Genomic DNA, 15,586 nt, shown 5'->3' with positions numbered 1-15,586 from the left:
AATGAGTCAAAAAATAAGAATTAAATTAAAATCGTACGATCATAATTTAGTGGACAAATCTGCTGAAAAAATCGTAAAAACCGTAAAAAGTACAGGTGCAGTAGTAACCGGGCCAATCCCATTGCCAACTCACAAAAAAATCTTTACAGTGCTACGTTCACCACACGTAAATAAGAAGAGTAGAGAACAGTTTCAATTAAGCTCTTACAAGAGATTATTGGATATCTACAGCTCTTCTTCAAAAACAATTGACGCTCTAATGAAGTTAGAGTTGCCAAGTGGAGTAGAAGTAGAGATAAAGGTTTAAGTACTAAGACTTCTTAGTATACCTTTTGGTTGCTGAGCGGAGTCGAAGCAAAAATGTCCTTAACGATGGTTGGGGAAAAACGGAAAAAATAACATTCGGGGTCGAATTTATTTTTGACCCCGTTTCATTTGAATAAAAATAAAGCCGATAATCGGCGAATTACTAATAAATAAATAGATAAATATGTCTGGGTTAATTGGAAGAAAGATAGGGATGACCAGCATCTTTGACGAGAACGGAAAAAATATGCCGTGTACCGTTATAGAGTGTGGGCCCTGTGTTGTTACCCAAGTCAGAACCGCTGAGGTTGACGGGTACGAAGCTCTTCAACTTGGTTTCGATGACAAGAAGACTGTAACTAAAGCTGCTGAAGGCCACGCCAAGAAAGCAGGAACTGTTGCAAAACGCAAAGTCGCCGAATTCCAAGGATTTAGAGAAGATTATAAATTAGGTGATACTATCACTGTAGAACACTTTGTTGAAGGTGAGTTCGTAGATATTTCTGGAACGAGCAAGGGTAAAGGTTTTCAAGGGGTAGTGAAGCGTCACGGTTTTGCTGGTGTGGGTCAAGCTACTCACGGGCAACACAACCGTTTAAGAGCACCGGGTTCTATTGGAGCGGCGTCTTATCCTGCGAGAGTGTTCAAGGGAATGAAGATGGCTGGCCAAATGGGGAATGAAAAGGTGAAAGTTGAAAATTTAAGAGTTCTTAAAGTTGTAGCAGACAAAAATCTTCTAGTAGTGAAGGGATGTGTGCCAGGACATAAGAATGCTTATGTAATGATCCAAAAGTAATGAAGGTAGCAGTAGTAGATATCAACGGAAAAGACACAGGTAGAAAGGTTGAACTTTCTAACGATGTGTTTGGAATTGAGCCTAATAATCACGCAATGTACCTAGATGTAAAACAGTACTTGGCAAACCAACGTCAAGGAACTCACAAATCTAAGGAGCGTGCTGAGATTTCAGGGTCAACAAGAAAGATAAAGAAACAAAAAGGAACTGGTACGGCTCGTGCGGGAAGTATTAAGTCTGGTGTTTTTAGAGGTGGTGGACGTATGTTCGGACCTAGACCAAGAAACTATTCATTCAAATTGAATAAGAACTTAAAGCGTTTGGCTCGTAAATCTGCCCTTACTGTAAAGGCAAATGACAAGGCAATTGTGGTGATAGAAGATTTAAATTTTGATGCCCCAAAAACGAAGAGTTTTACTTCAGTTTTAAAGAATTTAGGACTTGAAAACAAAAAGTCTTTGTTTGTGTTGGGAGAGTCAAATAATAATGTATATTTGTCGTCTCGCAATTTGAAAGGTACAGAAGTTATAAACAACTCAGAGTTAAGTACTTACAAAATTATGAATGCAAACAGTGTAGTATTGTTTGAAGGTTCTTTGGAAGGAATTAATACGAACTTAAGTAAATAGAAACAAGATGAATATCTTAATAAAACCTATAATTACGGAAAAAGCCACGGCCGATGCGGATTTAAATAACCGATACGGTTTTCAGGTAAACCCAAAGGCGAATAAGGTAGAAATCAAGAAAGCGGTTGAGGCCACTTACGGAGTTTCTGTTGAAAAAGTTCGCACAATGAATGTCCGCCCAGATCGTCGTGTTCGTCATACGAAAACGGGAGTTCAAACTGGTAAAACAAATGCTGTTAAGAAGGCAATTGTACAGGTGGCGGAAGGTGATACAATAGATTTTTACAACAATTTGTAAGCTAAGCTTGCAATAAATTAGACAAAAGATGTCAGTAAGAAAATTAAAACCTATCACCCCAGGACAGCGTTTTAGAGTTGTAAATGGTTATGATGCCATTACAACTGATAAGCCGGAGAAAAGTTTATTAGCTCCGAAGAAACGTTCTGGTGGTAGAAACAGTCAAGGAAGAATGACTATGCGCTACATTGGTGGTGGTCATAAAAAAAGATACAGAATAATCGATTTTAAACGCGACAAGCATGGCGTGCCTGCTACAGTTGCGACAATCGAATACGATCCAAACCGTACAGCCTTTATCGCTTTATTGAATTATCAAGATGGTGAAAAGAGATACGTAATTGCTCAAAATGGACTTCAAGTTGGGCAAAATATAGTTTCTGGTGAGCAAACTGCTCCGGAAATCGGAAATGCAATGACACTTGCAAATATTCCTCTAGGTACTATTATTTCTTGTATAGAATTACGTCCAGGTCAAGGTGCTGTTATGGCGCGTAGTGCTGGTGCATTTGCACAGCTTATGGCACGTGACGGAAAGTACGCTACGGTTAAATTACCTTCAGGTGAAACTAGAATGATACTTGTTACCTGTATGGCTACCATTGGTGCTGTAAGTAACAGTGATCACCAATTATTGGTTGGTGGTAAAGCTGGTAGATCAAGATGGTTAGGACGTCGTCCAAGAACAAGGCCGGTAGTGATGAACCCAGTAGATCACCCAATGGGTGGTGGTGAAGGGAAATCTTCAGGAGGTCATCCACGTTCAAGAAACGGTATTCCTTCAAAAGGATACAAAACCCGCTCTAGAACTAAGGCTAGTAATAAGTATATAATCGAACGTAGAAAGAAATAAGCTATGGCAAGATCGTTAAAAAAAGGACCGTACGTTCACTTCAAATTAGATAAGAAAGTACAGCAAAATGTAGAGACTAATAAGAAGACTGTGATCAAAACTTGGTCAAGAGCTTCTATGATTACTCCAGATTTTGTAGGACAAACCATCGCAGTACACAACGGGAAACAATTTGTGCCTGTATATGTAACTGAGAACATGGTAGGACATAAATTAGGCGAATTTTCACCTACAAGATCATTCCGTGGTCACGCAGGTGCAAAAAACAAAGGAAAAAAATAATAGGCCATGGGAGTTCGTAAAAGAGAAAGAGCAGAAGCAATCAAGGAGGCGAAAAAGACACAGTACTTCGCTAAATTGAACAATTGCCCTACGTCACCAAGAAAAATGCGTTTAGTTGCAGACTTGGTACGTGGTGAAAAGATCAACACAGCGCTTAATATTTTAAGATTCAGCAAAAAAGAAGCTTCTAACCGTTTGGAAAAACTGTTATTGTCTGCCATTGCAAACTGGCAAGCAAAAAATGAAGAGGCCTCTTTAGAAGATGCAGATCTTTTTATTAAAGAGATTCGTGTAGATGGTGGAACAATGTTGAAAAGACTACGTCCAGCACCACAGGGTCGCGCACACAGAATTAGAAAACGTTCCAACCACGTAACACTGGTATTAGGAGCTAACGATAACACACAAAGCTAAATTTAAATGGGACAGAAGACAAATCCAATCGGGAACCGTTTAGGTATCATTAGAGGATGGGAATCCAACTGGTACGGAGGGAACGACTACGGCGATAAATTAGCCGAAGACGACAAGATTAGAAAATACATCCATGCTCGTTTAAGTAAAGCAAGTGTGTCTAGAGTAATTATTGAGCGTACGCTTAAGCTTGTAACCGTTACTATTACTACAGCAAGACCTGGTATCATTATCGGGAAAGGTGGGCAGGAAGTAGACAAGCTAAAAGAAGAGCTTAAAAAAATTACCGAAAAAGAAGTACAAATCAACATTCACGAAATCAAGCGACCAGAATTAGATGCATTTCTAGTAGGAAGCAGTGTTGCAAGACAAATTGAGAATAGAATCTCGTACCGTCGTGCAATTAAGATGGCAATTGCGGCTGCAATGCGTATGAATGCTGAGGGAATTAAAATCCAAATCTCTGGACGTTTAAACGGTGCTGAAATGGCACGTAGTGAATCGTACAAAGATGGACGTATTCCTTTGAGTACCTTTAGAGCCGATATTGATTATGCTTTAGTAGAAGCGCACACTACCTATGGTAGATTGGGTGTTAAAGTATGGATTATGAAAGGCGAAGTATATGGTAAAAGAGAGCTTTCTCCATTGGTCGGATTAGACAAAAAAGGTGGAAAAAGCGGTTCTGGCCGAGGTGGTAACAAATCACGTCGTAACAGAAAGTAATTTTTTAAAGAAAAAGAAAAGATGTTACAACCCAAAAGAACAAAATACCGTAAACAACAAAAGGGCCGCATGAAAGGTAATGCTGGTAGAGGAAATCAGCTAGCCTATGGAACTTTTGGTATTAAATCTTTAGATTCAAATTTCCTGACAGCACGTCAAATAGAAGCAGCGCGTATTGCCGCTACCCGTTTTATGAAAAGAGAAGGGTCTATCTGGATAATGATTTTTCCAGACAAGCCAATCACTAAAAAACCTCTCGAGGTTCGTATGGGTAAAGGTAAAGGTGCCGTAGAATATTGGGCAGCTGTTGTGAAGCCAGGTAGAGTATTATTCGAAGTTTCAGGAGTACCGTTAGAAACTGCTAAGGAAGCCCTTCGATTAGCTGCTCAGAAATTGCCGGTGAAAACTAAGTTTATCATGTCTAGAGATTATCAAGCTTAATTTTACAAAGATGAAACAATCAGAAATAAAAGAAGCATCAACAGCGGATTTGCAGGAAGCTTTAACTGAAAACAGACAAGCATTCGCAAACCTTAAAATGGCTCATACCATTTCACCGTTGGACAATCCAATTCAGTTAAGAGTTCATAGAAGAGCTATAGCTAGAATTGCGACAGAACTAACTAAAAGAGAAGTACAATAGTACGAAGCTGAAAGATGGAAGTAAAAAGAAACTTAAGAAAAGAACGTATAGGTGTAGTAACCAGTAACAAAATGGAGAAATCTATTGTAGTTGCCGAGGTGAAAAAAGTAAAACACCCTATGTATGGAAAATTCGTTTTGAAAACGAAAAAATACGTAGCACACGACGAGAAAAACGACTGCAACGAAGGTGATACTGTAAAGATCATGGAGACACGACCTATGAGTAAAACCAAAACTTGGAGACTAGTAGAAATAATTGAAAGAGCGAAGTAAATATGTTACAACAAGAATCAAGACTTAGAGTGGCGGATAACACAGGTGCCAAAGAGGTGCTTACCATCCGTGTATTGGGCGGAACCAAAAAACGTTACGCATCAATTGGTGACAAGATTGTTGTTACTGTAAAAGAAGCAACTCCTAACGGAACTGTAAAAAAAGGTACCGTTTCTACCGCAGTGGTAGTACGTACTGTAAAGGAAGTTAGAAGGCCAGACGGATCTTACATTCGTTTCGACGACAATGCTTGTGTATTGTTAAACCCACAGGGCGAAATGAGAGGAACCCGTGTATTTGGACCCGTTGCAAGAGAGCTTCGTGACAAACAATTTATGAAAATAGTATCATTAGCACCTGAAGTGCTTTAATAGATAACGAAATGGGAAAGCTTAAAATAAAAACAGGAGATACCGTAGTGGTTACCGCAGGAGCCCATAAGGGTTCTGAAGGTAAAGTGCTTCGTGTAGACGCTGTAAAGAACAAAGCAATAGTAGAGGGAGTAAATACTGTAAAGAAACATGAGAAGCCAAGTGCGGCTAGTCCTCAAGGTGGAATTATAGAAAAAGAAGCTCCTATTCATATTTCTAACCTATCGTTAGTAGATCCAAAATCTGGAGAAGCTACACGTGTAGGATATAGAATGGAAGATGGTAAAAAAGTACGATTTTCTAAAAAATCGAATCAAGTATTATAGTTATGGCATATACACCAAGACTTAAGGAAGAATACAAGAGCAGAGTAACAAGTGCTCTTACAGAAGAATTTGGTTACACAAATGTAATGCAAGTTCCAAAACTAGAACGCATTGTTGTTTCTCGTGGCGTTGGAGCTGCGGTTGCCGATAAGAAATTGATTGATAATTCTGTTGAAGAATTAACAATCATTGCAGGACAGCGTGCAATTGCAACTATGTCTAAGAAAGATATTGCAAACTTCAAATTACGTAAAGGGATGCCTATTGGTGCCAAAGTTACGTTACGTGGAGAACGTATGTATGAATTTTTAGATAGACTTGTAACAAGTTCATTGCCAAACGTACGTGATTTTAACGGTATTAATGCAACTGGTTTTGACGGTAGAGGAAATTACTCTATGGGAATCGAAGAGCAGATTATCTTTCCAGAAATCAATATTGATAAGGTAAAGAAAATCGAAGGGATGAACATTACGTTTGTAACTTCTGCACCTACCGATAAGGAGGCGAAATCATTATTAACCGAATTAGGGTTACCTTTTAAAAAGAACTAAGATGGCTAAAGAATCAATGAAAGCGCGTGAGCGCAAAAGAGAAAGAATGGTAAAAAAGTATGCTGAAAAGCGTAAAGCTCTTAAAGAAGCTGGCGACTGGGAAGGTTTACAAAAATTACCAAAAAATGCCTCTCCAGTTCGTTTACACAACCGTTGTAAATTAACAGGACGTCCAAAAGGATATATGAGAACATTTGGTCTTTCACGTGTAATGTTTCGTGAAATGGCAAACCAAGGATTAATTCCAGGAGTAAGAAAAGCTTCTTGGTAATACTATAAACTGGTTGAAGGTTTTAGACTGAACTAATTTCAGAATAAAAAACCACTTCCGCAATACATAAATAATGACAACAGATCCAATCGCAGATTATCTAACGAGAGTTAGAAATGCAGTGAAAGCAGGACACCGCGTAGTAGAGGTGCCAGCTTCAAATCTCAAAAAAGAGATTACAAAAATTTTGTTTGACCAGGGATTTATCCTAAGCTACAAATTTGAGGACGATAACGGACCACAAGGAACCGTAAAAATCGCTTTAAAATATGATAAGCTTACAAAAGACCCAGTTATCAAAAGATTACAAAGAATAAGTACACCCGGTTTACGTAAGTATGCAGGTGCTTCAGAAATGCCACGTATTTTGAACGGTTTAGGTATTGCTATTGTGTCTACTTCAGCAGGAGTAATGACAGGAAAGCAAGCTGCCAATCAGAATGTAGGTGGTGAAGTATTGTGTTACGTTTACTAAAAATTTAAAGACAAAAAAGAAATGTCAAGAATAGGTAAAAACCCGGTAGCGATTCCTGAAGGAGTAACAGTAGATGTTAAAGACAATACTATTACTGTAAAAGGGAAATTAGGCGAGTTAACTCAAGAAATAGTTGATGTTAGCGTAAAAGTTGAAGAAAGTAATGTGATTGTAGAGCGTCCTAGTGATGCCAAAGATCACAGAGCAAAGCACGGTTTGTATCGTTCGCTTGTTAACAATATGATTGAAGGTGTATCTAATGGATGGACCAAAAAATTAGAGTTAGTAGGTGTAGGGTATAGAGCAAGCAACCAAGGACAAAAATTAGATTTGGCCATTGGTTTCTCTCACAACATTGTTTTGGACATTGCTCCAGAAGTAAAAGTGGAGACCGTAAGCGAGAAAGGGAAAAACCCAATCATAGTATTAACATCAAACGACAAACAATTAGTAGGGCAAGTAGCGGCGAAAATCCGTGCGTTCCGTAGACCAGAACCTTACAAAGGGAAGGGTATTAAGTTTGTTGGTGAAATCATTAGAAGAAAAGCAGGTAAATCTGCATAAGTAATAACGTTATGGCATTATCAAAAGAAGATAGAAGACAACGTTTGCGTTTCAGAATACGCAAAACGGTTTCCGGAACAGCAGAACGTCCGCGTTTGGCTGTTTTCAGAAGTAATAAAGAGATTTATGCACAACTTATTGACGATGTAAATGGTAAAACCATTACTGCTGCATCTTCAAGAGACAAAGACATAGACGCTTCAAAAGCAAATAAAGTTGAAGCTGCAAAATTAGTTGGAAAGGCAATTGCTGAAAAAGCAACAAAAGCTGGTGTTGAAATGATAAGTTTTGACAGAGGTGGATACCTTTACCACGGAAGAGTTAAATCATTAGCTGAAGGAGCTCGCGAAGGCGGCCTTAAATTCTAAGACATATGTATCAAGATTATAAAAACGTAGAAACAGTAAAGCCAGGAGGTATTGAGTTAAAAGACCGTTTGGTGGGTGTACAACGTGTTACTAAGGTAACCAAAGGTGGTCGTGCTTTCGGATTTTCAGCTATTGTAGTTGTAGGAGACGAGAACGGAGTAGTTGGACAAGGGTTAGGTAAATCTAAGGATGTTGCCAGTGCTATTGCAAAAGCTATTGAAGACGCTAAGAAAAACTTGGTTCGTATTCCTTTAAACAAGGCTTCTTTACCACACGAGCAAAAAGGTAAGTATGGTGGAGCAAGAGTAAATCTTTTACCAGCAGCGCCTGGTACCGGTTTGATCGCTGGTGGTGCGGTACGTGCTGTATTAGAGTCTGTAGGAGTTCACGATGTATTGTCTAAGTCTCAAGGATCATCAAACCCACACAACGTAGTAAAAGCAACATTTGATGCTTTATTACAATTGCGTAGTGCAGATACTGTTGCAAAACAGCGTGGTATTACTTTGGAAAAATTATATAAAGGATAAATACTAGAGAAATGGCAAAAATTAAAGTAACTAAGGTGAAGAGTGCCATCAACCGCACGCAAAACCAAAAGAGAACGCTTGAAGCGTTGGGTCTTAAAAAGATCGGACAGACAATCGAGCATGAAAACACGCCAAATATTCTTGGTATGGTAAATAAAGTTAAACATTTGGTTTCAGTAGAAACTGTTTAAGATATACAACATGGAATTAAGTAACTTAAAACCTGCAGAAGGTTCTACCCATAGAGAGGGAAAACGATTAGGGCGAGGTCAAGGTTCGGGTAAAGCCGGAACAGCAGGCCGTGGACATAATGGTCAGAAGTCACGTTCAGGATACTCTAAAAAAGTTGGTTTTGAAGGTGGTCAAATGCCTTTACAACGTCGTGTGCCTAAGTTTGGGTTCACTAACATTAACCGTAAAGAATATCAAGGTGTTAATCTTGATACCCTTCAGAAATTGGTTGATGATAAGAAAATTAAGGATACCCTTGACTTCGATACAATGATAAGTCTTCGTTTGGCTGGAAAGAATGAAATGGTGAAGATTTTAGGTAGAGGAGAATTGAAAGCTGGATTGAAAGTATCTGCACACAAGTTTACTGCCTCAGCAAAGCAAGCTATTGAAGCTGCCGGAGGTGAAGCAATAACATTGTAATACAGATACGAATGAAATTTATCGAGAACTTAAAAAATGTCTGGAAAATAGAGGAGCTTCGTAACCGAATTTTGGTTACACTTGGGCTACTATTGGTGTACCGTTTTGGTGCGCAGGTAGTACTACCTGGGATTGATGCTTCAAAATTAGGCGGATTTGCTGGTAACTTTGATGCTGGCGGAATTGGTGGATTACTAAATGCTTTTACTGGTGGTGCTTTTGCAAATGCATCGGTTTTTGCGTTGGGTATTATGCCATATATTTCTGCTTCCATTGTGGTTCAGTTAATGCAAATTGCGGTTCCGTATCTTCAGAAATTACAGAAAGAAGGAGAAAGTGGTAGAAAAAAAATCACGCAGATTACCCGTTGGTTAACCATTGGTATTTGTTTGGTGCAAGCACCTAGTTATTTGTTCGGTTTAGAAGCTCTTGGAGTTCCTGTTGATGCATTTATCCTTGGTAAAACACCTATGTTCTTTGTGTCTTCTACTATCATCCTGGTAACCGGTTGTATCTTTGCGATGTGGCTAGGTGAAAAGATTACAGATAAAGGTATTGGTAACGGTATCTCTATCTTAATTATGGTAGGTATTATTGCCACATTACCTCAGTCTTTTGCACAGGAATTAGCTTCAAGTAGCATTATGTTTGTGTTGATTGAGTTAGTTATTTGGTTTGTCATTATTCTTGCTTGTGTAATGCTGGTCATGGCGGTTCGAAAGATACCCGTCCAGTATGCAAGGCGTACCGCTAGTGGTGAATACGAAAAGAATATATTTGGAGCAAGACAGTTCATTCCGTTAAAATTGAATGCATCTGGAGTTATGCCAATTATCTTTGCGCAAGCATTAATGTTTGTACCTACAGCGTTGGCAAATTTAGGATCTATAAAAGATACCGAATGGGGTCAGAGTATGTTGGCTACCTTTAGTGATATTTTTGGATTATGGTATAATGTAGTGTTTGCTGCATTGATTATTATCTTTACCTATTTCTATACGGCTATTACAGTACCAACCAATAAAATGGCAGATGACTTGAAGAGAAGTGGTGGTTTTATTCCAGGAATTAAGCCGGGAACCGATACTGCTGAATTCTTAGATAGAATTATGTCGCAAATTACCTTGCCAGGATCCGTATTCTTAGCTTTGGTAGCAATCTTTCCAGCTTTCGTTGTGAAGTTAATGGGAGTTCAACAAGGTTGGGCATTATTCTTTGGAGGTACCTCACTATTAATTATGGTAGGTGTAGCCATAGATACTATGCAACAAATTAATTCATACCTACTCAACCGTCATTACGATGGCTTAATGAAGAGTGGTAAAAATAGAAAAGCAGTAGCATAATTATGGCCAAACAACCCGCAATAGAACAAGATGGAACTATAATCGAAGCATTGTCTAATGCAATGTTTAGAGTGGAGCTAGAAAACGGTCACGTTGTTACAGCGCATATTTCAGGTAAGATGCGTATGCACTATATAAAATTATTACCTGGGGATAAAGTAAAATTAGAAATGAGCCCTTATGATTTAACAAAGGCTCGAATCACATACAGATACTAAGCTATTATGAAAGTTAGAGCATCAGTTAAAAAGAGAAGTGCCGACTGCAAGATTGTTCGCAGAAAAGGCAGATTATATGTAATTAATAAAAAGAACCCTAGGTTCAAACAAAGACAAGGATAAGTTATGGCAAGAATCGCAGGTGTAGATATCCCAAAGCAAAAAAGGGGTGTAATCGCGTTAACGTATATCTTCGGAATTGGCAATAGCCGAGCGAAGGATATATTGGAGAAAGCCGGAGTTAGCGAAGACAAAAAAGTAAACGAATGGAACGATGATGAAATCGGTGCTATTCGTGATGCAGTTGGGTCTTTCAAAATCGAAGGTGAGTTACGTAGTGAAGTACAATTAAGCATTAAGCGCTTAATGGATATTGGTTGTTACAGAGGTATTCGCCACAGAGCGGGTCTTCCGTTACGTGGACAACGTACCAAGAACAACTCAAGAACCAGAAAAGGAAAACGTAAAACAGTTGCTAACAAGAAAAAAGCAACTAAATAATCACTAGATATGGCAAAGGCAAATCCAAAAGCTAAAAGCACAAAAAAACGTAAAGTTAATGTGGACACTGTGGGTGAAGCACACATCACAGCATCGTTCAATAACATTATTATTTCGTTGACAAATAAAGGCGGAGATGTAATATCTTGGTCTTCTGCCGGTAAAATGGGCTTTAGAGGATCTAAGAAAAACACTCCATATGCTGCGCAATTAGCAGCAGAAGATGCAGCAGCGGTTGCAACGGAAGCTGGAATGCGTAAGTGTAAAGTATACGTGAAAGGACCAGGAAATGGTAGAGAATCTGCTATCCGCTCTATCCATAATGCAGGAATTGAAGTTACTGAAATCATTGATGTAACTCCAATGCCGCACAATGGATGTCGTCCAGCAAAACGTAGAAGAGTATAACACTTTTTTAAGCAGAGATACGATATACAGTGCATAAAGTTATTTATAGCATTGTATGTCGTATATTTGCAAACTCAAAATTTTAATAAATATCAACCGAGGGGTTAGGGAACTAAAGGATTAACGTAAGACCTTAATTTAGTTTCTCCTTCAAAAACAACTAGAAATGGCAAGATATACTGGTCCAAAATCTAAAATAGCCCGTAAATTTGGTGAGGCTATCTTCGGAGAAGACAAAGCCTTTGAAAAAAGGAATTACCCTCCGGGACAACACGGAAACAACCGTCGTCGCGGAAAAAAATCTGAATACGCAATCCAGTTAATGGAAAAGCAAAAAGCAAAATATACCTATGGTATTTTGGAGCGTCAATTTAGAAATATGTTTAAAAGAGCAACTGCAGCTCCTGGGATTACCGGTGAGGTATTGTTGCAATTAGCTGAGTCTCGTCTAGATAACGTTGTCTTCCGTATGGGAATTGCTCCTACACGTAGTGGTGCACGTCAACTAGTAAGTCACAGACATATTACAGTAAACGGTGAAAAGGTAAACATTCCTTCATACCAATTAAAAGCTGGTGATGTAGTAGGAGTTAGAGAAAAATCTAAGTCTTTACAAGCGATCACGTCTTCGTTAGATAATACACGTAACGTATACGAATGGATTACTTGGAACGGTGAAAAAATGGAGGGAAATTATGTTTCTATTCCACAAATGATCCAGATTCCAGAAAAGATCAATGTACAGTCTATCGTCGAATTATATTCTAAATAATAAAATAATCATATTGGTATTTGGCCAAAGGATTTATAGTGTTCTTCAAACTTTTAAATCGCGCAACTAAATAACAATTAAAACGAAGAAAAAATGGCAGTATTTAGTTTTCAGAAACCCGATAAAGTTATCATGATTAACTCTACAGATTTCGAGGGGAAATTCGAATTTCGTCCTTTGGAGCCTGGTTATGGATTAACAGTTGGTAATGCACTTAGAAGGGTTTTACTATCTTCTTTAGAAGGTTTTGCAATTACTTCGGTACGTATCGAAGGAGTAGATCACGAGTTTTCTACTATTGCAGGCGTTGTAGAAGATGTAACCGAAATAATTTTGAACTTAAAGCAAGTACGTTTTAAGCGTCAAATTGATGAAATAGATAATGAGACTGTAACCATTTCAGTAAACGGAAATGACCAGTTAACTGCAGGAGATTTCCAAAAATATATCTCTGGTTTTCAAGTATTGAATCCAGATTTGGTTATCTGTAATATGGAGAAGAAAGTAAACATGAACTTTGAGATTACTATCGAAAAAGGTCGTGGGTACGTTCCTGCTGAAGAAAACAAGAAAGCAAACGCGCCTCTTGGGACTATTTTCACAGATTCTATTTATACGCCTATAAAAAACGTGAAGTACAGTATTGAAAACTTCCGTGTAGAGCAGAAAACAGATTACGAAAAATTAGTTTTCGAAATCCAAACAGACGGATCAATTCATCCAAAAGATGCCTTGACCGAAGCTGCAAAAACCTTAATCCACCACTTTATGTTGTTCAGTGATGAGCGCATTACGTTGGAAGCAGACGAGATTGCACAAACTGAAACATACGATGAGGAATCATTACACATGCGTCAGTTACTAAAGACCAAATTAGTAGATATGGATCTTTCAGTACGTGCCTTGAACTGTTTAAAGGCTGCAGAAGTAGATACACTAGGAGACTTGGTGTCTTACAATAAGAATGACTTGATGAAATTCAGAAACTTCGGTAAAAAATCATTGACTGAGCTTGAAGAGCTTGTGAATGTAAAAGGACTGAACTTCGGAATGGATCTTTCAAAATACAAATTAGATAAAGATTAATTAATCATATTTTGCTCTCCGCCAAGGTGGATTTGGTAGCAAGATGATAAAACAAATGTCATGAGACACGGAAAAAAAGTAAATCATTTAGGAAGACAAACAGCGCACAGAAAGGCAATGTTAGCCAATATGGCATGTTCACTAATTGAACACAAGAGAATCAACACTACAGTAGCAAAAGCAAAAGCTTTAAAGCAATTCGTAGAACCAATGATTACAAAATCTAAAGAAGATACAACGCACAATCGTCGTATCGTTATGGCAAGATTACGTCAAAAAGATGCTGTAATTGAATTGTTTCGCGATGTAGCTGTAAAAGTAGGTGACCGTCCAGGAGGATACACACGTATCATCAAATTGGGAAGTCGTCTAGGAGATGCTGCAGATATGGCGATGATTGAACTTGTAGATTACAATGAAATATACAATGTAGGAAAAGCAACTAAAAAGAAATCTTCTACACGTCGTAGCCGTCGTGGAGGTTCTAAACCAGCCGCTGCTCCAGCAACAGAAACAAAAGCAACGAAAGAAGAAGAGTAGATGAAATTTCATTGCTAGATACTTTAAAAGGGATAAACATTATAATGTTTATCCCTTTTTTTTGTGAACTCATTTGCATTTCCACGATCAAGGCTGCTAAAAATACAAGCAGCAGGTTTGTGAGTCACAATTGTTTAAAAGTTCTAAAACCTAAATTTTAATACCAATCTCAATAAGCGTATTTTTGCAAAACTTTTTACAGAAAACTATGAAATACCAAACTAGAAAGCCAGCCCTTATTTTATTAGCAGACGGAACCATTTTTCACGGAAAAGCCGTGGGAGGTAAAGAAGGTTCATCCTTTGGAGAAGTTTGTTTTAACACAGGGATGACGGGGTATCAAGAAATTTTCACAGACCCATCCTATTTTGGTCAGTTAATGGTGACCACCAATGCTCATATTGGAAACTATGGCGTTGCTAAAGATGAAGTGGAGAGCGAAGGGATAAAAATTGCGGGATTAATTTGTAGAAATTTCAGCTACCACTATTCAAGACCTGAAGCAGATGGCTCGCTTGAAGATTTTTTAAATGAAAATAAATTGCTGGCCATTAGCGATGTAGACACAAGAGCTTTGGTGAGTTATATACGTGATAATGGTGCCATGAACGCTGTGATCTCTACTGAAGTTGATAATATAGAAGGTCTTAAAAAACAACTCTCCGAAGTTCCAAATATGAACGGTTTGGAGTTGGCGAGTAAAGTTTCTACCAAAGAGCCTTATTTCTTCGGAAATGAAAATGCGACGTATAAAATTTCAGCATTAGATATTGGCATCAAGAAAAATATCCTTCGCAACCTGTCTGAAAGAGATTGCTACATCAAAGTATATCCTTACAACGCATCTTTTGAAGAAATGCAAAGTTTTAATCCAGATGGCTTTTTCTTAAGCAATGGTCCAGGAGATCCGGAACCTTTGACCGAAGCAATAGAAACTACCAAAAAAATAATTGAAACTGGGAAACCTTTATTCGGAATCTGTTTGGGACACCAGATATTAGCACTCGCTAACGGAATCTCAACCTATAAAATGCACCACGGTCACCGGGGGATTAACCATCCAATCCTGAACTTAATTACTGGAAAAGGTGAAATTACCTCACAGAACCACGGTTTCGCCATTAACAGGGAAGAGGCAGAAGCGCACGCAGACATTGAAATTACGCACCTGCATCTTAACGACCAAACGGCAGCAGGAATACGAATGAAAAATAAACCGGTTTTCTCGGTACAATACCACCCAGAGGCCAGCCCAGGACCCCACGACGCAAGCTATTTGTTTGACGAGTTTGTAGAAAACATCAAAAATTCTAAAAAATAAAAGTCACAAGGCCTGTCAGGTTTAAAAAAACCTGACAGGTTTTTTAATAATAAATAAAG

30 protein-coding genes are annotated in these 15,586 nt (G+C 38.4%); all 30 read left to right on the top strand.

Features of this window, described 5'->3' with window-relative positions; all coding sequences use genetic code 11:
* Window position 1: 1 nt before the first annotated feature.
* The 30 genes from rpsJ to carA all read left to right on the top strand — a co-directional run bounded on the left by rpsJ (window position 2) and on the right by carA (window position 15,527).
* The gene (gene rpsJ / locus ACQ2HF_RS00800) at window positions 2-307 is read left to right on the top strand and encodes a 30S ribosomal protein S10 (protein ID WP_010181931.1); all 306 of its coding nucleotides are present in this window, start codon (window positions 2-4) and stop codon (window positions 305-307) included.
* Between the two features lie 183 nt (window positions 308-490).
* On the top strand, window positions 491-1,102 hold the full coding sequence (rplC, locus tag ACQ2HF_RS00795) for a 50S ribosomal protein L3 (RefSeq protein ID WP_432411609.1): 612 nt from the start codon (window positions 491-493) through the stop codon (window positions 1,100-1,102).
* Entirely contained in the window at window positions 1,102-1,731 is a 630-nt protein-coding gene (gene rplD, locus ACQ2HF_RS00790) for a 50S ribosomal protein L4 (protein ID WP_432411608.1), read from the top strand. Before rplC ends, rplD begins: the two co-directional genes overlap by 1 nt.
* A 7-nt stretch (window positions 1,732-1,738) precedes the next feature.
* Window positions 1,739-2,029: a 50S ribosomal protein L23 gene (gene rplW, locus ACQ2HF_RS00785; protein ID WP_432411607.1), complete on the top strand. Its 291-nt coding sequence runs from the start codon at window positions 1,739-1,741 to the stop codon at window positions 2,027-2,029.
* Window positions 2,030-2,057: 28 nt separating this feature from the next.
* Entirely contained in the window at window positions 2,058-2,882 is an 825-nt protein-coding gene (rplB, locus tag ACQ2HF_RS00780) for a 50S ribosomal protein L2 (RefSeq protein WP_432411606.1), read from the top strand.
* 3 nt (window positions 2,883-2,885) lie between these two features.
* Window positions 2,886-3,164, top strand: coding sequence for a 30S ribosomal protein S19 (rpsS, locus tag ACQ2HF_RS00775; protein ID WP_432411605.1), 279 nt, complete (start codon window positions 2,886-2,888; stop codon window positions 3,162-3,164).
* Between the two features lie 6 nt (window positions 3,165-3,170).
* Complete coding sequence (gene rplV, locus ACQ2HF_RS00770) at window positions 3,171-3,578, top strand: 50S ribosomal protein L22 (protein ID WP_432411604.1); 408 nt, start codon at window positions 3,171-3,173, stop codon at window positions 3,576-3,578.
* Between the two features lie 6 nt (window positions 3,579-3,584).
* Window positions 3,585-4,304: a 30S ribosomal protein S3 gene (gene rpsC / locus ACQ2HF_RS00765; protein ID WP_432411603.1), complete on the top strand. Its 720-nt coding sequence runs from the start codon at window positions 3,585-3,587 to the stop codon at window positions 4,302-4,304.
* 21 nt (window positions 4,305-4,325) lie between these two features.
* Window positions 4,326-4,745 carry a 50S ribosomal protein L16 gene (gene rplP, locus ACQ2HF_RS00760; RefSeq protein ID WP_432411602.1) on the top strand — a complete coding sequence of 140 codons (420 nt, stop codon included), beginning with the start codon at window positions 4,326-4,328 and terminating at the stop codon, window positions 4,743-4,745.
* A gap of 10 nt (window positions 4,746-4,755) precedes the next feature.
* Window positions 4,756-4,947 (top strand): 50S ribosomal protein L29, encoded by a 192-nt coding sequence (gene rpmC / locus ACQ2HF_RS00755; RefSeq protein WP_432411601.1) that lies wholly within the window; start codon window positions 4,756-4,758, stop codon window positions 4,945-4,947.
* Window positions 4,948-4,961: 14 nt separating this feature from the next.
* A complete protein-coding gene (rpsQ, locus tag ACQ2HF_RS00750) occupies window positions 4,962-5,222 on the top strand; it encodes a 30S ribosomal protein S17 (protein WP_432411600.1) in 261 nt (86 codons plus the stop codon).
* A gap of 2 nt (window positions 5,223-5,224) precedes the next feature.
* Window positions 5,225-5,593 carry a 50S ribosomal protein L14 gene (rplN, locus tag ACQ2HF_RS00745; protein WP_115122906.1) on the top strand — a complete coding sequence of 123 codons (369 nt, stop codon included), beginning with the start codon at window positions 5,225-5,227 and terminating at the stop codon, window positions 5,591-5,593.
* An 11-nt stretch (window positions 5,594-5,604) separates the two neighbouring features.
* Window positions 5,605-5,919 (top strand): 50S ribosomal protein L24, encoded by a 315-nt coding sequence (gene rplX, locus ACQ2HF_RS00740; protein ID WP_432411599.1) that lies wholly within the window; start codon window positions 5,605-5,607, stop codon window positions 5,917-5,919.
* A 2-nt stretch (window positions 5,920-5,921) separates the two neighbouring features.
* Window positions 5,922-6,473 (top strand): 50S ribosomal protein L5, encoded by a 552-nt coding sequence (gene rplE, locus ACQ2HF_RS00735; RefSeq protein WP_432411598.1) that lies wholly within the window; start codon window positions 5,922-5,924, stop codon window positions 6,471-6,473.
* A gap of 1 nt (window position 6,474) precedes the next feature.
* A complete protein-coding gene (gene rpsN, locus ACQ2HF_RS00730) occupies window positions 6,475-6,744 on the top strand; it encodes a 30S ribosomal protein S14 (protein WP_432411597.1) in 270 nt (89 codons plus the stop codon).
* A gap of 73 nt (window positions 6,745-6,817) precedes the next feature.
* A complete protein-coding gene (rpsH, locus tag ACQ2HF_RS00725) occupies window positions 6,818-7,219 on the top strand; it encodes a 30S ribosomal protein S8 (protein WP_432411596.1) in 402 nt (133 codons plus the stop codon).
* A 21-nt stretch (window positions 7,220-7,240) separates the two neighbouring features.
* On the top strand, window positions 7,241-7,783 hold the full coding sequence (gene rplF / locus ACQ2HF_RS00720) for a 50S ribosomal protein L6 (protein WP_432411595.1): 543 nt from the start codon (window positions 7,241-7,243) through the stop codon (window positions 7,781-7,783).
* Between the two features lie 11 nt (window positions 7,784-7,794).
* A complete protein-coding gene (rplR, locus tag ACQ2HF_RS00715) occupies window positions 7,795-8,151 on the top strand; it encodes a 50S ribosomal protein L18 (protein ID WP_432411594.1) in 357 nt (118 codons plus the stop codon).
* A 5-nt stretch (window positions 8,152-8,156) separates the two neighbouring features.
* Window positions 8,157-8,681, top strand: a complete 525-nt coding sequence (rpsE, locus tag ACQ2HF_RS00710; RefSeq protein ID WP_432411593.1) for a 30S ribosomal protein S5 — start codon at window positions 8,157-8,159, stop codon at window positions 8,679-8,681.
* Between the two features lie 11 nt (window positions 8,682-8,692).
* Window positions 8,693-8,872, top strand: coding sequence for a 50S ribosomal protein L30 (gene rpmD / locus ACQ2HF_RS00705; RefSeq protein WP_432411592.1), 180 nt, complete (start codon window positions 8,693-8,695; stop codon window positions 8,870-8,872).
* Window positions 8,873-8,882: 10 nt separating this feature from the next.
* Window positions 8,883-9,335: a 50S ribosomal protein L15 gene (gene rplO / locus ACQ2HF_RS00700; protein ID WP_432411591.1), complete on the top strand. Its 453-nt coding sequence runs from the start codon at window positions 8,883-8,885 to the stop codon at window positions 9,333-9,335.
* A gap of 11 nt (window positions 9,336-9,346) precedes the next feature.
* Window positions 9,347-10,681 (top strand): preprotein translocase subunit SecY, encoded by a 1,335-nt coding sequence (gene secY, locus ACQ2HF_RS00695; protein WP_432411590.1) that lies wholly within the window; start codon window positions 9,347-9,349, stop codon window positions 10,679-10,681.
* A 2-nt stretch (window positions 10,682-10,683) separates the two neighbouring features.
* Window positions 10,684-10,899 carry a translation initiation factor IF-1 gene (infA, locus tag ACQ2HF_RS00690; RefSeq protein WP_014031991.1) on the top strand — a complete coding sequence of 72 codons (216 nt, stop codon included), beginning with the start codon at window positions 10,684-10,686 and terminating at the stop codon, window positions 10,897-10,899.
* Window positions 10,900-10,905: 6 nt separating this feature from the next.
* The gene (gene ykgO, locus ACQ2HF_RS00685; protein WP_013305171.1) at window positions 10,906-11,022 is read left to right on the top strand and encodes a type B 50S ribosomal protein L36; all 117 of its coding nucleotides are present in this window, start codon (window positions 10,906-10,908) and stop codon (window positions 11,020-11,022) included.
* A gap of 3 nt (window positions 11,023-11,025) precedes the next feature.
* On the top strand, window positions 11,026-11,400 hold the full coding sequence (rpsM, locus tag ACQ2HF_RS00680) for a 30S ribosomal protein S13 (RefSeq protein WP_432411589.1): 375 nt from the start codon (window positions 11,026-11,028) through the stop codon (window positions 11,398-11,400).
* A 9-nt stretch (window positions 11,401-11,409) separates the two neighbouring features.
* The gene (gene rpsK, locus ACQ2HF_RS00675; RefSeq protein WP_432411588.1) at window positions 11,410-11,808 is read left to right on the top strand and encodes a 30S ribosomal protein S11; all 399 of its coding nucleotides are present in this window, start codon (window positions 11,410-11,412) and stop codon (window positions 11,806-11,808) included.
* A 166-nt stretch (window positions 11,809-11,974) separates the two neighbouring features.
* On the top strand, window positions 11,975-12,580 hold the full coding sequence (gene rpsD / locus ACQ2HF_RS00670; protein ID WP_432411587.1) for a 30S ribosomal protein S4: 606 nt from the start codon (window positions 11,975-11,977) through the stop codon (window positions 12,578-12,580).
* Window positions 12,581-12,673: 93 nt separating this feature from the next.
* Window positions 12,674-13,666, top strand: coding sequence for a DNA-directed RNA polymerase subunit alpha (locus ACQ2HF_RS00665; RefSeq protein WP_432411586.1), 993 nt, complete (start codon window positions 12,674-12,676; stop codon window positions 13,664-13,666).
* Window positions 13,667-13,726: 60 nt separating this feature from the next.
* A complete protein-coding gene (gene rplQ, locus ACQ2HF_RS00660; protein WP_432411585.1) occupies window positions 13,727-14,206 on the top strand; it encodes a 50S ribosomal protein L17 in 480 nt (159 codons plus the stop codon).
* A gap of 208 nt (window positions 14,207-14,414) precedes the next feature.
* Entirely contained in the window at window positions 14,415-15,527 is a 1,113-nt protein-coding gene (gene carA, locus ACQ2HF_RS00655) for a glutamine-hydrolyzing carbamoyl-phosphate synthase small subunit (RefSeq protein ID WP_432411584.1), read from the top strand.
* Window positions 15,528-15,586: the final 59 nt, after the last annotated feature.

This window comes from Rasiella sp. SM2506, from assembly GCF_050859505.1.
Classification (GTDB): Bacteria; Bacteroidota; Bacteroidia; order Flavobacteriales; family Flavobacteriaceae; genus Marinirhabdus.
Note: the sequence above shows the minus strand (reverse complement) of the source record. Positions and strands in the feature narration are given on the sequence as shown.